The sequence below is a fragment of the Streptomyces sp. CA-179760 genome, from assembly GCF_050937045.1.
GTDB lineage: Bacteria > Actinomycetota > Actinomycetes > Streptomycetales > Streptomycetaceae > Streptomyces.
In genome coordinates this window covers 440,965-455,727 of sequence record NZ_JBNJLZ010000001.1, presented here as the reverse complement: position 1 = coordinate 455,727, position 14,763 = coordinate 440,965, and the positions used below count along the sequence as shown (strand labels likewise).

At 71.6% G+C, this 14,763-nt stretch carries 13 protein-coding genes and 1 pseudogene; 5 read left to right on the top strand and 9 right to left on the bottom strand.

The window, feature by feature from the left end; genetic code table 11:
• Positions 1–2: 2 nt before the first annotated feature.
• The 3 genes from ACQEV8_RS02170 to ACQEV8_RS02160 all read right to left on the bottom strand — a co-directional run bounded on the left by ACQEV8_RS02170 (position 3) and on the right by ACQEV8_RS02160 (position 1,868).
• Entirely contained in the window at positions 3–758 is a 756-nt protein-coding gene (locus ACQEV8_RS02170; RefSeq protein WP_432956853.1) for a ferredoxin reductase, read from the bottom strand.
• Positions 751–1,356 (bottom strand): sulfite oxidase-like oxidoreductase, encoded by a 606-nt coding sequence (locus ACQEV8_RS02165; protein WP_432956851.1) that lies wholly within the window; start codon positions 1,354–1,356, stop codon positions 751–753. The genes ACQEV8_RS02170 and ACQEV8_RS02165 overlap by 8 nt, the downstream gene beginning before the upstream one ends.
• A gap of 74 nt (positions 1,357–1,430) precedes the next feature.
• Positions 1,431–1,868: a MarR family winged helix-turn-helix transcriptional regulator gene (locus tag ACQEV8_RS02160; RefSeq protein WP_432956848.1), complete on the bottom strand. Its 438-nt coding sequence runs from the start codon at positions 1,866–1,868 to the stop codon at positions 1,431–1,433.
• Positions 1,869–2,157: 289 nt separating this feature from the next.
• Here ACQEV8_RS02160 and ACQEV8_RS02155 point away from each other — a divergent pair, with 289 nt between their 5' ends.
• Positions 2,158–2,961: a putative protein N(5)-glutamine methyltransferase gene (locus ACQEV8_RS02155; RefSeq protein ID WP_432956846.1), complete on the top strand. Its 804-nt coding sequence runs from the start codon at positions 2,158–2,160 to the stop codon at positions 2,959–2,961.
• On the opposite strand, the gene ACQEV8_RS02150 is transcribed toward ACQEV8_RS02155, so the two are convergent.
• A complete protein-coding gene (locus ACQEV8_RS02150) occupies positions 2,951–5,047 on the bottom strand; it encodes a SpoIIE family protein phosphatase (protein ID WP_432956844.1) in 2,097 nt (698 codons plus the stop codon). The genes ACQEV8_RS02155 and ACQEV8_RS02150 overlap by 11 nt on opposite strands.
• Before the next feature lie 243 nt (positions 5,048–5,290).
• On the opposite strand from ACQEV8_RS02150, the gene ACQEV8_RS02145 reads away from it, so the two are divergent.
• The 3 genes from ACQEV8_RS02145 to ACQEV8_RS02135 all read left to right on the top strand — a co-directional run bounded on the left by ACQEV8_RS02145 (position 5,291) and on the right by ACQEV8_RS02135 (position 8,375).
• A complete protein-coding gene (locus ACQEV8_RS02145) occupies positions 5,291–5,659 on the top strand; it encodes a hypothetical protein (RefSeq protein ID WP_215123612.1) in 369 nt (122 codons plus the stop codon).
• A 107-nt stretch (positions 5,660–5,766) separates the two neighbouring features.
• The gene (locus ACQEV8_RS02140) at positions 5,767–7,782 is read left to right on the top strand and encodes an FAD-dependent oxidoreductase (protein ID WP_432956842.1); all 2,016 of its coding nucleotides are present in this window, start codon (positions 5,767–5,769) and stop codon (positions 7,780–7,782) included.
• Positions 7,783–7,814: 32 nt separating this feature from the next.
• Positions 7,815–8,375, top strand: coding sequence for a PadR family transcriptional regulator (locus ACQEV8_RS02135; protein WP_432956840.1), 561 nt, complete (start codon positions 7,815–7,817; stop codon positions 8,373–8,375).
• Positions 8,376–8,440: 65 nt separating this feature from the next.
• Here ACQEV8_RS02135 and ACQEV8_RS02130 read toward each other — a convergent pair.
• Positions 8,441–8,985: pseudogene (locus ACQEV8_RS02130) on the bottom strand (hypothetical protein).
• A 226-nt stretch (positions 8,986–9,211) separates the two neighbouring features.
• Positions 9,212–10,210, bottom strand: coding sequence for a fibronectin type III domain-containing protein (locus tag ACQEV8_RS02125; RefSeq protein ID WP_432956838.1), 999 nt, complete (start codon positions 10,208–10,210; stop codon positions 9,212–9,214).
• A gap of 411 nt (positions 10,211–10,621) precedes the next feature.
• Between ACQEV8_RS02125 and ACQEV8_RS02120 the strand changes: the two genes are divergently transcribed.
• Positions 10,622–11,335 (top strand): glycoside hydrolase family 75 protein, encoded by a 714-nt coding sequence (locus ACQEV8_RS02120; RefSeq protein WP_432956835.1) that lies wholly within the window; start codon positions 10,622–10,624, stop codon positions 11,333–11,335.
• 98 nt (positions 11,336–11,433) lie between these two features.
• On the opposite strand, the gene ACQEV8_RS02115 is transcribed toward ACQEV8_RS02120, so the two are convergent.
• Genes ACQEV8_RS02115 through dhaK form a run of 3 tightly spaced genes read right to left on the bottom strand, consistent with a single transcriptional unit; the run spans position 11,434 to position 13,476 of the window.
• Positions 11,434–11,844: a PTS-dependent dihydroxyacetone kinase phosphotransferase subunit DhaM gene (locus tag ACQEV8_RS02115; RefSeq protein WP_432956833.1), complete on the bottom strand. Its 411-nt coding sequence runs from the start codon at positions 11,842–11,844 to the stop codon at positions 11,434–11,436.
• Positions 11,837–12,436 (bottom strand): dihydroxyacetone kinase subunit DhaL, encoded by a 600-nt coding sequence (gene dhaL / locus ACQEV8_RS02110; protein WP_432956831.1) that lies wholly within the window; start codon positions 12,434–12,436, stop codon positions 11,837–11,839. The genes ACQEV8_RS02115 and dhaL overlap by 8 nt, the downstream gene beginning before the upstream one ends.
• A gap of 47 nt (positions 12,437–12,483) precedes the next feature.
• Entirely contained in the window at positions 12,484–13,476 is a 993-nt protein-coding gene (dhaK, locus tag ACQEV8_RS02105) for a dihydroxyacetone kinase subunit DhaK (RefSeq protein WP_432956829.1), read from the bottom strand.
• Positions 13,477–14,763: the final 1,287 nt, after the last annotated feature.

Here is a 14,763-nt window from a genome sequence, read left to right as displayed (position 1 = left end):
GATCAGCCGAAGCGCTCGATCCGGATGCGCTCCACGGGCTGACCGGCTGTCACCAGCAACCGTGAGGCGTGCTCGGCGAAGGAGTTGGAGCCGCACACATAGGCCTCCCACCCACCGGACGGCCGCTCGGCCAGGAGCGGCGCCACATGGGCTGCGGCCATACGTCCCACCGGCACACCCTCCGGCGCGCCGCGGGTGAAGACGGGTGTCGTCTCCGCACCGAACTCCCGGGCGTAGATGAGCTCCTCGGGGCCGCGCGCGGACACCACCAGCCGCAGCGGCACGGTCAGGTTCCGTGCCCGGTGGTGCCGGACCATCGACATCAGCGGTACGACACCGGAGCCGGCGCCGATCAGCAGCGCGGGCCGGTCGCCGGGCCAGGCGAAGAATCCGCTCACCGGGCCCCGTACCTCGACCCGGTCGCCGGGCCGGGCGACGGTGTGGAACCAGCCCGAGACCTCGCCCCCGTCGACGTGATCCAAGGTCAGCTCGACATGCCCGGAGTCGTCCGGGGCGGAAGCGATCGAGTAGTGGCGCTGGGCCGCGTAGCCGTCCTCGGCGGTCAGCCGCACCATCAGGTGCTGGCCGGGCAGGTGCCCCGGCCAGCCGGGCACGGCGAACCGGAAGGTGGCGGCACGCGCGGTCTCACGGCGGATCTCGGTCAGCGTGGCGGTCTGCCACACGGAGGCGGCCTGCTCACTCACGGCGATGCGCCCGGGCACGGCGAAGCGCGTCGGAGGCACGAACGTCTCAGTCACCGGAGTACCTCTGCTCCTCCCAGGGGTTGCCCCGCTCGTGGTAGCCGTTCCGCTCCCAGAAACCCGGCTCCTCATGGTCGAGGATCCGCAGGCCCGCGATCCACTTGGCGCTCTTCCAGAAGTACAGGTGCGGCACCAGCAGCCGCGCCGGGCCGCCGTGCTCGGGGGCGAGCGGGCCGCCGTCGTACTCCCAGGCGATCCAGGCACGCCCGCCGGTCAGGTCGGCGAGCGGTAGGTTCGTGGTGTAGCCGGTGTGCGAGTAGGCGACGGCGTGAGTCGCCGATCCATGGGGCCGGACCACATCGAGGAAGGCGTCCAGGGAGACGCCCGAGAACCGCACCCCGAACTTGGACCAGCTCGTCACGCAGTGGATGGCGCCCTCGTACACCGACGGCGGCAGCCGGTGCGCCTCCTCCCAGTCCCAGGTGCGGGGCTCGTCCACCAGGCCGTCGACGCGAAACGTCCAGTCGGCGGGTGCCAGGTCGGGAGTGACCTCGGCGGACAGGACGGGCCAGTCGTCGCCGGCGTCGTACTGGCCGGGCGGCAGACCGGGGTCGTCGACGCGCGGTCGCCCGGTGAAGCCTCTGGTGATGTGCATGGCGGTGCTGCCTCCGGACCGGGCCGACGGGTGCCCGTCAGTGATTGCGTATTCAACCGTACGTGCGGTGCGCCCTACTCCTGCCGACCGGGCCCGGAGTCCGCGTTGTAGCGCACGAGGCAGTCGGCGAACATCGACAGATCCTCGGCCGGCCAGTCCGCCAGCCGCTCCCGGAAGGCGCTCCGGCGGCTCTCGGTGACCTGGGCCAGGATGTGCCGGCCGGTCTCCGTCAGATGCAGCACCAGGACGCGCTGGTCCTCCGGGTCGGGGCGGCGTTGGATGAGACCGGCGCGTTCCAGGGCGGCCACCTGGCGGCTGACGGTGGACTTGTCCAGGGCGTAGTGCGCGGCCAGGTCGGTGGCACGGCAGCCGCCGCTCTCCTCCAGATGCCCGAGCAGCGTGTACGACACCAGCGACAGCTCGGGGTGCATTCGCCCCGCCGCGGCACGGGCACGGCGGGCGAAGACCGTCATCTCCCGCTGGATGGTCTCCACGGCGTCGGCTGCGTCCACCTGGCCTCCTTCACGGCGTTTCCGCACTTCGCTGCGGTTCACCATCCATGGTTGCATAACCCAACCATTGCCCGTGGGTGCCCGGTCCCCGTCCCGTACCGGGCGGCCGGTCCGTCACGTCAGGTAGTGTTGCCGTCCGGCTGCGGACCATCCCGGCCTTCGGAAGACGAGGAGGTGAGACCCATTACCGCTGTGTCAGCTCGGGTGCTCGCTCCTCGATGTCGCGCGGATCGCCGCCTGTAGGCGACCGCCGGAGCGCCCTTCGGCTCTCGAAAGGCTCCTGTCTTCCATGCCGTCCGTGTCTTCTGTCCCGTCCTCCACGCCGTTGTCCCGTGCCTCCGTGGCCGACGTCCTGCGCACCGCCGGGTGCGTCTTCGCCGAGGACGAGGCCGACTTGATCCTCTCCACCGCGCGCACCCCGGCCGAAGCGGCCGCGATGGTCGAGCGCCGCGTCGAGGGGCTGCCCCTCGAACTCGTCGTCGGCTGGGCCGGGTTCCGGGGCCTGCGCGTCACGGTCGCCCCCGGTGTCTTCGTGCCACGCCGCCGCACCGAGTTCCTGGTGGAACAGGCCCTCGCCCAGGCGCCCGGCGCCACCGTCGTCGTGGATCTGTGCTGCGGCTCGGGCGCCGTCGGCGCGGCGCTGGCCGCCGGGCTGGGCCGCGTCGAACTGCACGCCGCAGACATCGATTCCGTCGCCGTGGACTGCGCCCGCGGCAACGTCGCCGCCGCCGGTGGTCACGTCCACCAGGGCGACCTGTTCGAGGCGCTGCCCGGTGAGCTGCTCGGCCGCGTCGGCATCCTCGCGGCCAACGTGCCGTACGTGCCCAGCGACGAGATAGGCCTGCTGCCCCTGGAGGCCCGTGACCACGAGCCGCTGGTCGCCCTCGACGGCGGTACGGACGGCCTCGACGCCCTGCGCCGGGTCGCGGCCGAGGCCCCCCGCTGGCTCGCCCCCGGCGGCTGTGTCCTGGTGGAGACCGGCCGGCACCAGGCACCGAACGCGGTCGCCGCCTTCGAACGCAACGGCCTGACGACCCGCCTGGCCGTCTCGGAGGAGCTGTACGCGCATGTGGTGATCGGGGTCAGGCAGTAGGTGCCGATCGGTCCGGGGCCGTCGCCCGTGCGATGAGCAGGGCCACGTCGTCGAAGTTGTCCGGCTCGTGGAGTGTGCGCAGGAGCAGGTCGCAGACCTCCTCCAGGGGGCGGTCGGGGCCCTCGAGCAGGGACAGGAGGGTGTCCAGGCGTTCGTCGAGCGGGTCGCGGCGGGTCTCGACGAGGCCGTCGGTGTAGAAGACCAGGCAGTCGCCCGGCTCGAGGTCGACCGTGGTCGTGGAGAAGGGGACGCCGCCCACGCCGAGCGGCACCCCGGTCGGCAGGTCGAGCAGTTCAGGAGGGCGGCCGGCCCGGACGCGTACCGGGGGCAGATGCCCGGCATTGGCGATCCGGCACTGTCGCAGATGCGGGTCGTGGACGGCGTAGACACAGGTGGCGATGGCCTGCTCCAGTCCCTCGGTGATCTTGTCGAGGTGCTCCAGGAGCCGGGCCGGGTCGAGGTCGAGGGAGGCCAGCGTGTTGGTCGCCGTACGCAGCCGGCCCATGGTCGCCGCCGCGGGGATGCCGCTGCCCATCACATCGCCCACGACAAGCGCGGTCGTGCCGCCGTCCAAGGGAATGACGTCGAACCAGTCGCCGCCGACCTCGCTGGTGGCGCCGGCCGGCTGGTAACGGGAGGCGACCTCGAGACCGCCCGTCACGGGGGGATGACTGGGCAGCAGACTGCGCTGGAGGGTGAGTGCGGTGTCCCGGGCGCTCTGGTACCAGCGGGCGTTGTCGATCTGCACGGCCGCCCGGGCGGCCAGCTCGCGCGCCAGCAGCAGGTCGTCCTCGGCGAACGGCAGCGGATTGCGGGTGCGCTTGAGGTCCAGCGCACCCAGCACCTCACCGCGCGCGATCAGCGGAACCGCCAGATAGGAGTGCACCCCGGCCCGGCCGAGCAGCTTGGCCGCCTCCGGGGAACGGGCGATACGCGGCAGATCCTCGTCCGTGACCTGCGGCAGCATCACGGGACGGGCCGTGCGCACGCACTCGGTGACGAGGCGGTCGGGCGCGTAACGGGCCACCTGCCCCGGAGGGTCGGCCGCCTCCAGGGCCTCGACCGAGTCGTACCCCTGGACCGCCAGCGCGCGGATCACGGCCGACTCGGCGGGCCCGAGGCTGGTGCGCCGGCCCTGCACCACCGCGTCCAGCAGATCGACGGCCGCGATATCGGCGAGTTCCGGCACGGCCACGTCGGCGAGCTCGCGGGCCGTGCGGTCCAGGTCGAGCGAGGTGCCGATCCGGCCGGAGGCGTCCGCGATCAGGGCCAGCCGCCGCCGCGCGGCCTCGGCCTCGATGCCCGCCCGGTACTGCTCGGTGACGTCGACGATCGAGACGGCCACGCCCAGCACGGTCCCGAAGGCGTTCTCCAGCCGGTACAGCGAGATCGACCAGGCGTGGTCCTGGTCCGGGTCGGCCGGTGTGCGGCCGATCGTGGACTGGTCGACGACCGGCGTGCCGGTGTCCAGGACCCGGCGCGCCGCGGCCTCCAGGGCCTCGACGTCCATCTGCGGCACCACCTCGTGCACCGTGCGGCCCAGGTGCCCCTCGGCCGGCACGCCGTTGAGCTCCTCCAGAGCCGCGTTGACCGAGACGTACCGCAGCTCGGTGTCCAGCACGGCCAGCCCGATCGGGGACTGCGCGATCATCCGCGTCGACAGCGCAACCTCCCGCTCCAGCCGGTGCACGGTCGACTGGTCGGCGCACAGACCGAGCGCGTACACGTCGCCCTCGTCGTCCAGCAGCCGCATGTTGCGGAACTCCACGAGCCGTGTGCTGCCGTCCTTGCGACGGATGGGGAAGGCGCCCGCCCAGCTCTGCCCGGTGCCCATGACGTCCGCGAACAGCTTGACCACGAGGTCGACGTGCTGCTCGTGGACCATGATGCGGGCGGCGTACTCTCCGAGCGCCTCCCGCGCCTCGTACCCGAACAGCTCCTCGGCCTGAGGGCTCCACAGCACGATGCGGCCTTCGGAGTCGAGGACGACCGAGGCCACGCGCAGGACGTCGAGCAGTCCGCTCGGTCGCGCGGACCCGCGCAGGGGCTCATCGCCCTCGGCCACGGGAGACCCGGCTGCACTCATCCCACGCCCCGCCTTCGCCGATCCTCGCGGCACGCCGTCATGGTGCCGACACCCCATGTTCTACCGCGCGGAGCCGCTTTCTCGAGGCCCCTTCCGTCACCTTCCACCATCTCCCAACACGGCGCGTACCGCCCCGCAAACCGGTCACGGTTGCCGGGGCGCTGCCGGTAGTGCTCGTCGGAAGGTGGTGCTTTGCTGGGGTAGGGGCGGATACGGCAGCGTGACCAGAAGAGGAGCGTCACGATGGACCTTGAGCGACCGCACCCCCACTCCGTCTCGGTGGAGATCAGCGGATGCAGCAAGCACGACGCCCGGATCGTGTTCGACACGCTGTGCGCCTGCTTCGAGTCGGACCGGTGCGCCGACGACGTGCCCGAGGAACTGCACGAGACCCGTCCGACCGTGTGGCTCGGCACCTTCGACGTCGCCGACACGCACGAGGGCGCGCGGCCGGCCCGGCTGTCGTCCTCCGTCGACGCCGACCTGCACGGCGGGTACTGGGCGATCGAACAGTTCCGCATGAGGCTGGACTCCCTGTTCGCCGTGCAGGACCTGACCACGGTCCCCGGCGACCAGGAGAAGGAACTGCACGTGCGCCTCGAGAGCCGGTGATCCCCTGGTCGTAGCCACTGTGCCCTCCATCACCTTATGCAACTAGTTGCATAAACTGTCGGTGGTCCTCTAGAACTACGGGGACGACACCGCGCACGGAGGGCCCCATGAGCCGCTACCCACACCTGCTGACCCCCCTCGACCTGGGCTTCACGACCCTGCCCAACCGGGTCCTCATGGGCTCCATGCACGTCGGCCTGGAGGAGGCCGAAGGCGGTTTCGAGCGCATGGCCGCCTTCTACGCCGCCCGCGCCCGCGGGGGAGTGGGCCTGACCGTCACCGGCGGCATCGCACCCAACGACGAGGGACGTCCGTACGAGGGCGGAGCGAAGCTCACCACCGAGGCGGAGGCCGAGCAGCACCGGGTCATCACCGACGCCGTGCACCACGCGGGCGGACGGATCGCGATGCAGATCCTGCACTTCGGCCGGTACGCCTACCACCAGGACCTGGTCGCGCCCAGCCCGCTCCAGGCGCCGATCAGCCCCTTCCCGCCCCGCGAGCTGAGCGACGCCGATGTCGAGCGGACCATCGACGACTACGTCCGCGCCGCCCGCCTGGCCCGGCACGCCGGCTACGACGGCGTGGAGATCATGGGCTCCGAGGGCTACCTCATCAACGAGTTCATCGCCCGGCACACCAACCAGCGCACCGACCGCTGGGGCGGCTCGTACGAGAACCGCACGAGGTTCCCGCTGGAGATCGTGCGGCGGGTGCGCGAGGCGGTCGGCGAGGACTTCATCGTCGTGTACCGGCTGTCGATGCTCGATCTCGTCCCGGGCGGCTCGACGCTCGACGAGGTGATCACTCTCGCCAAGGCCGTCGAGGCCGCCGGGGCGACGATCATCAACACCGGCATCGGCTGGCACGAGGCGCGTATCCCCACCATCGCCACCTCCGTGCCGCGCGGCGCGTACACCTGGGTGACCAAGCGGCTCATGGGCGAGGTGTCCGTCCCGCTCGTCACCACCAACCGCATCAACACCCCCGAACTCGCCGAGGAACTGCTCGCCGAGGGCGCGGCCGACATGGTGTCGATGGCCCGCCCGATGCTCGCCGACCCGGACTTCGTCATCAAGGCGGAGGCCGGCCGGCCCGAGGCGATCAACACCTGCATCGGCTGCAACCAGGCCTGTCTCGACCACACCTTCAGCGGCCTGATCACCTCCTGCCTGGTCAACCCGCGCGCCTGCCACGAGACCGAACTCGTGCTCTCCCCGACCCGGCTGCGCAAACGCGTCGCGGTCGTCGGCGCCGGACCGGCCGGCCTCGCCTGCGCCGTCTCCGCGGCCGAACGCGGCCACGACGTCACCCTCTTCGACGCCGCGGGCGAGATCGGCGGGCAGCTCAACGTCGCCCGCAAGGTGCCCGGCAAGCAGGAGTTCGACGAGACGCTCCGCTACTTCCGCACCCAGCTCGACTGGCACGGCGTCGACGTACGGCTGAACACACCCGTCACGGTCGCGGACCTCGACGGCTACGACGAGGTCGTCGTCGCCACGGGCGTCAGCCCGCGCACCCCCGACATCCCCGGCGTCGACCACCCGAGCGTCCTCGGCTACCTCGACGTCCTGCGCGACGGCGCCCCCGTCGGTGACCGGGTCGCGATCCTCGGCGCGGGCGGCATCGGCTTCGACGTCGCCGAGTACCTCACGGACGGTGGCGACAAGGCCCACGAGAACCCGGCGACGTACTTCCGTCAGTGGGGCGTCGACCTCGACTACCGCGCTCCCGGCGGCCTCGTCGCACCCGAGCGGCCGGCCCCGCCGCGCACCGTCCACCTGCTTCAGCGCAAGACCTCCAAGGTCGGCGCCGGACTCGGCAAGACCACCGGCTGGATCCACCGCGCCGAACTCAAGCACCGCGGCGTCACCATGGTCCCGGGCGTCCAGTACGACCGGATCGACGACGCCGGACTGCACGTCACGGTCGACGGGGCGAGCACGGTGCTGGAGGTCGACACGATCGTGCTGTGCACGGGCCAGGAGCCGCGCCGTGCTCTGTACGAGGAACTGGTCGCCGCAGGGCGCAGCACGCACCTCATCGGCGGGGCCGACGTGGCCGCGGAACTGGACGCCAAGCGCGCCATCAAGCAGGGCACCGAGCTGGCGGCGGCGCTGTAGGGGGCCTGCCGCCCGTCCCTAGGATGACGGGTATGTCACTCCCGCACGCGATCCTCACCGCCCTGCTCGAGAAGCCGTCTTCGGGCCTGGAGCTGACCCGCCGGTTCGACCGGTCCATCGGCTACTTCTGGTCGGCGACGCACCAGCAGATCTATCGCGAGCTGGGAAAACTGGAGGCCGACGGCCTGATCCGGGCCCTGCCGTCCGAGCAGCCGGCGCGCGGGCAGAAGAAGAGCTACGGGGTCCTGCCCGCGGGCCGCGCCGAACTGGCCCGCTGGACCGCCGCCTCCCAGGACCCCAAGCCGCACCGCGACACGCTGCTGCTGCGGCTGAGGGCTGCCGCCGTGGTCGGCACGGCGGGACTGGAGGCCGATCTGCGACGCCATCTGCAGCTGCACGAGCGGCAGCTGGCGGAGTACCGGGAGATCGAAGAGCGCGACTTCCCGCCCGGCCGGGGCGGCGCCGAGGACCGGCTGCGGCATCTGGTGCTGCGGGCCGGTATCGACCTGGAGACCTTCTGGACCCAGTGGCTCAGCCGCGCCCTGACGGAATTCGCCGAACTCCCGGACGGCGAGCCGACCCGCCCGGCCTGATGGGGGTGTGACGGCGGCCCGCCCGACCGGAGCGCTTCGGGAGGGCGGGCCGCCGTCCGTACCGGTCAGAACCGGTACGGCTTGTTGCGACGGCGCAGGTACCAGGCCGTCCCGAAGAGGCCGGCCCCGACCAGCGTGCCGCCCGCCACCAGTGTGACGGTCCCGTAGTCCGTGGCGCTTCCGCCGGAACCGCCCATGACGCCGCGGGACGGCGACGCCGACGGGGACGGGGACCTCGTGGCCGTGGGGGAGGGGCCGGGGACACGACGACGGACTGGGTGCCCGCGGTCGTGCCGTCCGAGCAGATCACGATGACGGTGTACGTCCCCGCGCTGACGCTCGACCAGGCGGCGGACTGGCTGGTGGACGTCCCCGACAGGGTCACCTGGCGCCCCTGGGCGAAGCTGCCCTGACTGCTGGTGAGCAGCGAGGCGGTGCCCCAGCTGCCGTTGATCTGGGTGCACGCGCTGGTCGTGACCGACACCGTGTTACCCGTGGTGCTCACGGAGATGCCCGGGCCCGCTGCTGCGGGCACCGCGGCCAGGGCGAGGGACAGAGCGGCGGCTGCCACGGTCAGGCCGGAGCGGAGAACTGGCGATGAGTTGCGCATGTGGACTGCCCTCCGGCGGCACGGTTGGCGGTACATCCCTAGCGCCGCCGAGGGTCGGGAAACGCCCGTGCTGCCTCAGGGGTCAGCCAAAGCTCCCCGGGCCCGGGCCGCACGCCGGGTTCCGCCGTGCAGGTGACGCCGACCGTCGGCCGGGCGTCGCCGGGTACGACATCGCCGTCGGCCCGGCGTCGCCGCCGAGGGGCGCGTCGCCGCCGTGGTCTCCGCGTCACCGCCGCGCGCCCGTCGTCACCGTCCGCTCCGCCGAGAAGCCGCCCCAGATGCCGTCCGGCAGCATCGCCCGGACGCGGACGCGGTGTGTGGCACCGGCGACCTGACCCACGTAGAAACTGTGCGCCGCCCGGTCGCGCGGGGCGTTCCCGCCGTACAGGAGGGACGTGACCGCGCGGCCGTCCAGCTGGATCTGGTACTCGGTGATCTCGCCGTCCACACGGGGCGGCACCCAGCTCAGGTCGACGTGGTACGCCCCGTCCTCGCGGTGGCTCGTCGCCCGGAAGCCGGTGGGGGCCGTGGCGCGGCCGTCGTCCGTGCCCGGGGTGGTGAGACGGACGGTGGTACTGGCCGGGGAGACGTTGCCGGCCGCGTCCCTGGCCCGGACGGTGAACGCGTAGGACGTGCCGGGCCGCAGCCCCGTGACCACAGCGGCCGTCTGATCCCCGCTCACGCTGTGGATCCTCGCGGCTCCCTGGTGGATGTCGTACGACACCACGTCCCGGTCGTCCCTCGAGGCGGACCAGGACAGCTGGAGCGCCCGGCTTCCGGCCGTCCGTCCTGCGGGCGTCGAGGGGCGGGTCGGCGCCGAGTGGTCGTCCGCCACGTCAGCGGGTGTCCGCGCCCGGACCTGACGGCTGGGCGGCCCGAGCCGCCCGTCGGCGTCCCGCGCCCGTACGGTGAAGACGTACAGCGTGGACGGCCGGAGCCTGGTGACATCCACCATGTGCCTCGGACCCGTTACTTCCCCGACCTTCGTGATGCCCCGATACACCTCGTAGGCGTGGGCCCGCGCGGTCACGTTCCACATGACGTGCACGCTCGTCGCGCTGCCCGCCTCCGCGGTGAGGCCCGTCGGTGCCCCGGGCGCCCCACCGACGTCCTCTTCCTCCGCTCCGCTCCAGCCGCAAGCGGCGGCCAGTGCGAGGGCCGCGCAGAGCGCGACGCGCCGGAGGCGAAGGGCGGGAGCCGGAAACGGGGCGAGAACGCGTGGCACGGCACTGCCTCCCGGGACGGCACTCGGGAATGGTCCGGACCAATATGGCGTGGCTGACGCGGTCGCATCAAGAGGGTGGGGGAGGGTGACATGGGTGTGCCGAGACGATCGCGCGTCACCCCCGCGGTTCGTGACCACTCGGGAGGGTTACGTATGCTGATGTTCCTCACGGTCGAACTCCTGGCGGACACCGGGGAGTTCGGACCTGTCGCGCGGACCGCTGTCGTCGCAGATCCCGTGCCGGCGCGGGTGGCCGGGGCGCCCGGGTCTCACACGGACTCAGGCCCCCGGCCCCTGTCGGTGGTTGGAGGAGTGCGCCGTCCGGCCCCTTGAGGGTGACCGGATGAACAGCCCGGGGGAACAGATGCGGCTGATGGTCCGTCAGGTCCCCTCAGGAGAGGCTCACTCATCGTGCGTGTCCAGTCGCTCACACTGGCCGCGGCCAGTGCCGCCCTGCTCGTCCCGACGGCACCGGTCGCCACGCCGGCCCAGCCGCGCACCCAGCCGGTGGTGTGGCGCCCGGTGGTGGGGCGCGGGGACCCCGTCAGCGCCGCCGACCTGCTGGCCAGGGCACGGGACTGCGCTCCGGTGTCCCGCGGCCGGTACCGCAAGGACATCGGCTCCCCCGCGAAGATCCCCGTCTGCGGTACCCGCGACGCCGTCTTCTGGAAGGCGGACATGGACATCGACTGCGACGGCCGCCCCGGCCCCCGCTGCAACCGCCGCACCGACCCCTATTTCGCCGCCGGCACGGCCTACTCGCAGTCCGACGGCCGTCCCTTGAGCGCCGAACGTCTCCCCTTCATCGTCGTGCCCGCCCCGAGCCGCATCTGGGACTACCGGGACCACGGCGTGGGCGGCGGTTCGGTCGTGGCCGTCGTGTACCGCGACCAGGTGCAGTACGCCGTCGTCGGCGACACGGGCCCGCGGGGCGTCATCGGGGAGGCGTCCTACGCGACCGCCGAGGCCCTCGGCATCCGCCCCCACCCGCTCCGGGGCGGCACCGCCTCGGGCGTCACCTACATCGTCTTCAAGAACACCCGGGTGTCACCCATCGAGGACCACGCGGTGGCCGTGACGACGGGGGAGCGGGCGGCGAGGCGGTTCGTCGACGGGGCCGAGTGATTGACGGGGCCGAGTGATGACGGGCCGAGTGATGACGGGGCATCGACCATGGCTCGCCGTAACCGGGCACGCCGCCGTCCGGCGTGCCCGGCCCGGTCTCACACCTTCCGGTACGTGTACGCCTCCGCGGCGGCCGACTCCACCGCCGCCAGATCCGCACCGGTGCCCGCCGTGACGACAGCGGCCACGGCACCCTCCACGAACGGGGCGTCCACCAGCCGTGTCCGCTCCGGGAGTTCGTCGCCCTCCGCGAGCAGCGCCTTCACGGTGAGCACCGCGCTGCCCAGGTCGGTGAGGATGGCGACGCCCGCACCGCGATCGACGGACGCGGCCGCCGCGGCGATCAGTTCGGCGCTGGTGCCGAGCCCGCCGCCCTCGGTGCCACCCGCCGGAGCGACGGGCACCGCCGGGCCGCCGCCCGCGAGCCCCTTCGCCAGCGCGGCGACCGACGCGGCCACCTCCGCGCTGTGCGACACCAGCACGATTCCCACAAGCCGCTCGTCACTCATCGGCGGCCTCCACGAGCGCGGCGACGAGGAGCGCCGCCGACGTGGCGCCCGGGTCCTGGTGCCCGATGCTGCGCTCACCCAGATAGCTCGCCCGGCCCTTGCGCGCCTGTAGGGGCGTCGTCGCCACGGCGCCCTCCTCAGCCGCGGCCCGCGCCGCCGCGAACGAGTCACCGAGCGCGTCCACCGCGGGCACCAGCGCGTCGATCATGGTCTTGTCGCCCGGGGCGGCACCGCCGAGCGTCATGACCGCGTCCACCCCGGTCCGCAGCGCCTCGGCCAGCTGCTCCGCGCTGACCTCGGCGGCATCCCCGAGCGCCTTGCCGGTACGGCGCAGCAGCGTGCCGTACAGCGGCCCCGAGGCACCACCCACCGTCGAGATGAGCCGGCGCCCGGCCAGCGTCAGCACCCCGCCGGGCGTGCCGGGGGCCTCCTCCTCCAGCGCGGCCGCCACGGCCGTGAACCCGCGCTGGAGGTTGCTGCCGTGGTCGGCGTCCCCGATGGGGGAGTCGAGGGCGGTGAGCCGTTCCGCCTCACGGTCGACGGACGCGGCGGTAGCCGTCATCCAACGGCGGAAGAAATCGGCGTCGAGCACTGGATCTCCTTGCCTGGTAGATACGGGGTGATCCTTTACCCCGCGCGTCACATGCCCCAGCGCAGACCCGCCGTCTTCACCGGCGCGTCCCACAGCCGCAGCAACTCCTCGTCGACCTGGCACAGGGTGAGGGAGGCGCCCGCCATGTCGAGGGAGGTGACGTAGTTGCCCACGAGGACCCGGGCGACGGGTACGCCGCGCTGGGCGAGCACCCGGTGCACCTCGGCGTTGAAGCCGTACAGCTCGAGCAGGGGCGTCGCACCCATGCCGTTGACGAGGACCAGCACGGGATTGCGCGGCTGGAGGTCCTCCACCACGGCCTCGACGGCGACCTCGGCGATCTCGCCGGAGGTCATCATCGCCCGCCGCTCCCGGCCGGGCTCGCCGTGGATGCCGATGCCCAACTCCAGCTCACCGGTCGGCAGGTCGAAGGTGGGGCTGCCCTTGGCCGGCGTGCTGCAGGCGCTCAGCGCGATACCGAAACTGCGGGAGTTCTCGTTGACCTGCCGGGCGATGGCCTCCACCCGCTCCAGCGGCATGCCCTCGTCGGCGGCGGCACCGGCGATCTTCTCCACGAACAGGGTCGCGCCGGTGCCACGCCTTCCGGCCGTGTAGAGACTGTCGGTCACTGCCACGTCATCGTTGACCAGCACTTTCGCGACCTGGATGCCCTCGTCCTCGGCCAGCTCGGCGGCCATGTCGAAGTTGAGCACGTCGCCGGTGTAGTTCTTCACGATGAACAGCACCCCGGCCCCGCTGTCCACGGCGGCGGCCGCGCGCAGCATCTGGTCGGGCACCGGCGAGGTGAACACCTCGCCCGGACAGGCCGCCGACAGCATGCCGGGACCCACGAAACCCCCGTGCAACGGCTCGTGCCCCGAGCCTCCGCCCGAGACCAGCCCCACTTTTCCGGCCACGGGAGCGTCCCGCCGCACGATCACCCGGTTCGCCACGTCCACGGTCAGCTCCGGGTGGGCAGCCGCCAGACCGCGCAGCGCGTCCGCGACCACGGTCTCCGGGACGTTGATCAGCATCTTCACTGGAACCTCCTGATGAGACTAACATCTGGGCCTCTGACCTTCATCTTCGCAGGTCAGCTTGGGTTTGACTAGTTTTCGATCTTGGCGGTCGGTAGCCCTCCGTAGCGCGTTGTGGCGGTACTGATGCTGACCCAATGCCGACTTTGGTGACGGATCGTCAGTTGTGGGTGGTCGTCGTGTGCGAGCGGGCCGGTGATCCTCCAGTCGGCAGTATCGACCTTGCGGAAGCGAAGGTCACGCTGCTGGGGCTCGGGTGGAAGGGGAACGGGCGAGGCGTTGCCTCAATGTCCAGTATCCAGGTCACCTGCCGGATCAAAGGGCCGGAGGCTGACGGTCCAGGAAAGCGCTTGGATGCTCTGCTCGTTGCAGGTAGTGCGCCGTATAAGGGAGGCTCAGTTCACAACTGCCTTGTGCGGCCGAACCCGGAGCGCAAGCCCTGGAGCAGACCGCCGATGAGAGTTCTGCAGGCGTCTGCCGCAGTTCTTGGGTGGCGGAATCCGGCGAGACGGGAGGGCGGCGTCCCGGCAGATTCTTCGTCTGCTGGTGGTACAGCAGCTGCGTCCACATTGACCAGGCGAAACGGTAGGTGGCGCAGCCTTCGGTCGGGAGCTGGTCCGGACACGGTCCGGATCTTGCTCTGGAGGTGTCGGCTCGGTTCATGCTGCGACTGCAATGCGAGCGATTGAGAGCGAGCGGGACTTGACGGCGCAGATGGTTGCCTGCCCGGACGATGACTATCTGGGATCGAGGGGGTGGTGGTGAACCCACAGGAACAAACCGAGCAGCCCGTCAGAGCCAGCCTTTGACCTTCTCCACGAGACGGCCTGCTGCCCCAGCAAACCCAGAGCCCCGCAAACTCGTAGTAACGGCAATGACCCAGCGGTTGGGGCTTTGGTGCAGGTCACAATGCCCCGCCAGCTGCCTGGCGGCACTCGAAGGAGACGTTGTCCACTACGGGCAGGTACGACGACGGGTCGATGGTCGCGGACTGAATCCACGGCGCGGGGCGCAGCTGGAAGTCATCGTGTTGAGTCCCGGCTGAGGTCGCCACAAGCGTCTACCAAGCCACGAGTTCGGATGTGCGGGCCTTCTTCTCGGGTGCTGCACCGGCCCGCTGTGCCGGGATTTGAGCCTGCTGCGGCTGGGCTGACGCCGGGGCACGACCTCCGACTCCGCACGATCTTGGACCGGCCTACTCAGCTCCAGGTCGGAGGAGTGCGGCCGGACCGTTTTCGCGGTCTCCGAGACGAGCTGGCTGGTACACCCGCTCGGAACACTTCCGTGTCA

Excerpts from the sequence above, each read along its gene's own strand:
- ACQEV8_RS02165 (WP_432956851.1), bottom strand. The coding sequence starts at position 1,356 with ATGCACATCACCAGAGGCTTCACCGGGCGACCGCGCGTCGACGACCCC.
- ACQEV8_RS02155 (WP_432956846.1), top strand. The coding sequence starts at position 2,158 with ATGCCGTCCGTGTCTTCTGTCCCGTCCTCCACGCCGTTGTCCCGTGCC.
- ACQEV8_RS02150 (WP_432956844.1), bottom strand. The coding sequence starts at position 5,047 with ATGAGTGCAGCCGGGTCTCCCGTGGCCGAGGGCGATGAGCCCCTGCGC.
- ACQEV8_RS02145 (WP_215123612.1), top strand. The coding sequence starts at position 5,291 with ATGGACCTTGAGCGACCGCACCCCCACTCCGTCTCGGTGGAGATCAGC.
- ACQEV8_RS02140 (WP_432956842.1), top strand. The coding sequence starts at position 5,767 with ATGAGCCGCTACCCACACCTGCTGACCCCCCTCGACCTGGGCTTCACG.
- ACQEV8_RS02135 (WP_432956840.1), top strand. The coding sequence starts at position 7,815 with ATGTCACTCCCGCACGCGATCCTCACCGCCCTGCTCGAGAAGCCGTCT.
- ACQEV8_RS02115 (WP_432956833.1), bottom strand. The coding sequence starts at position 11,844 with ATGAGTGACGAGCGGCTTGTGGGAATCGTGCTGGTGTCGCACAGCGCG.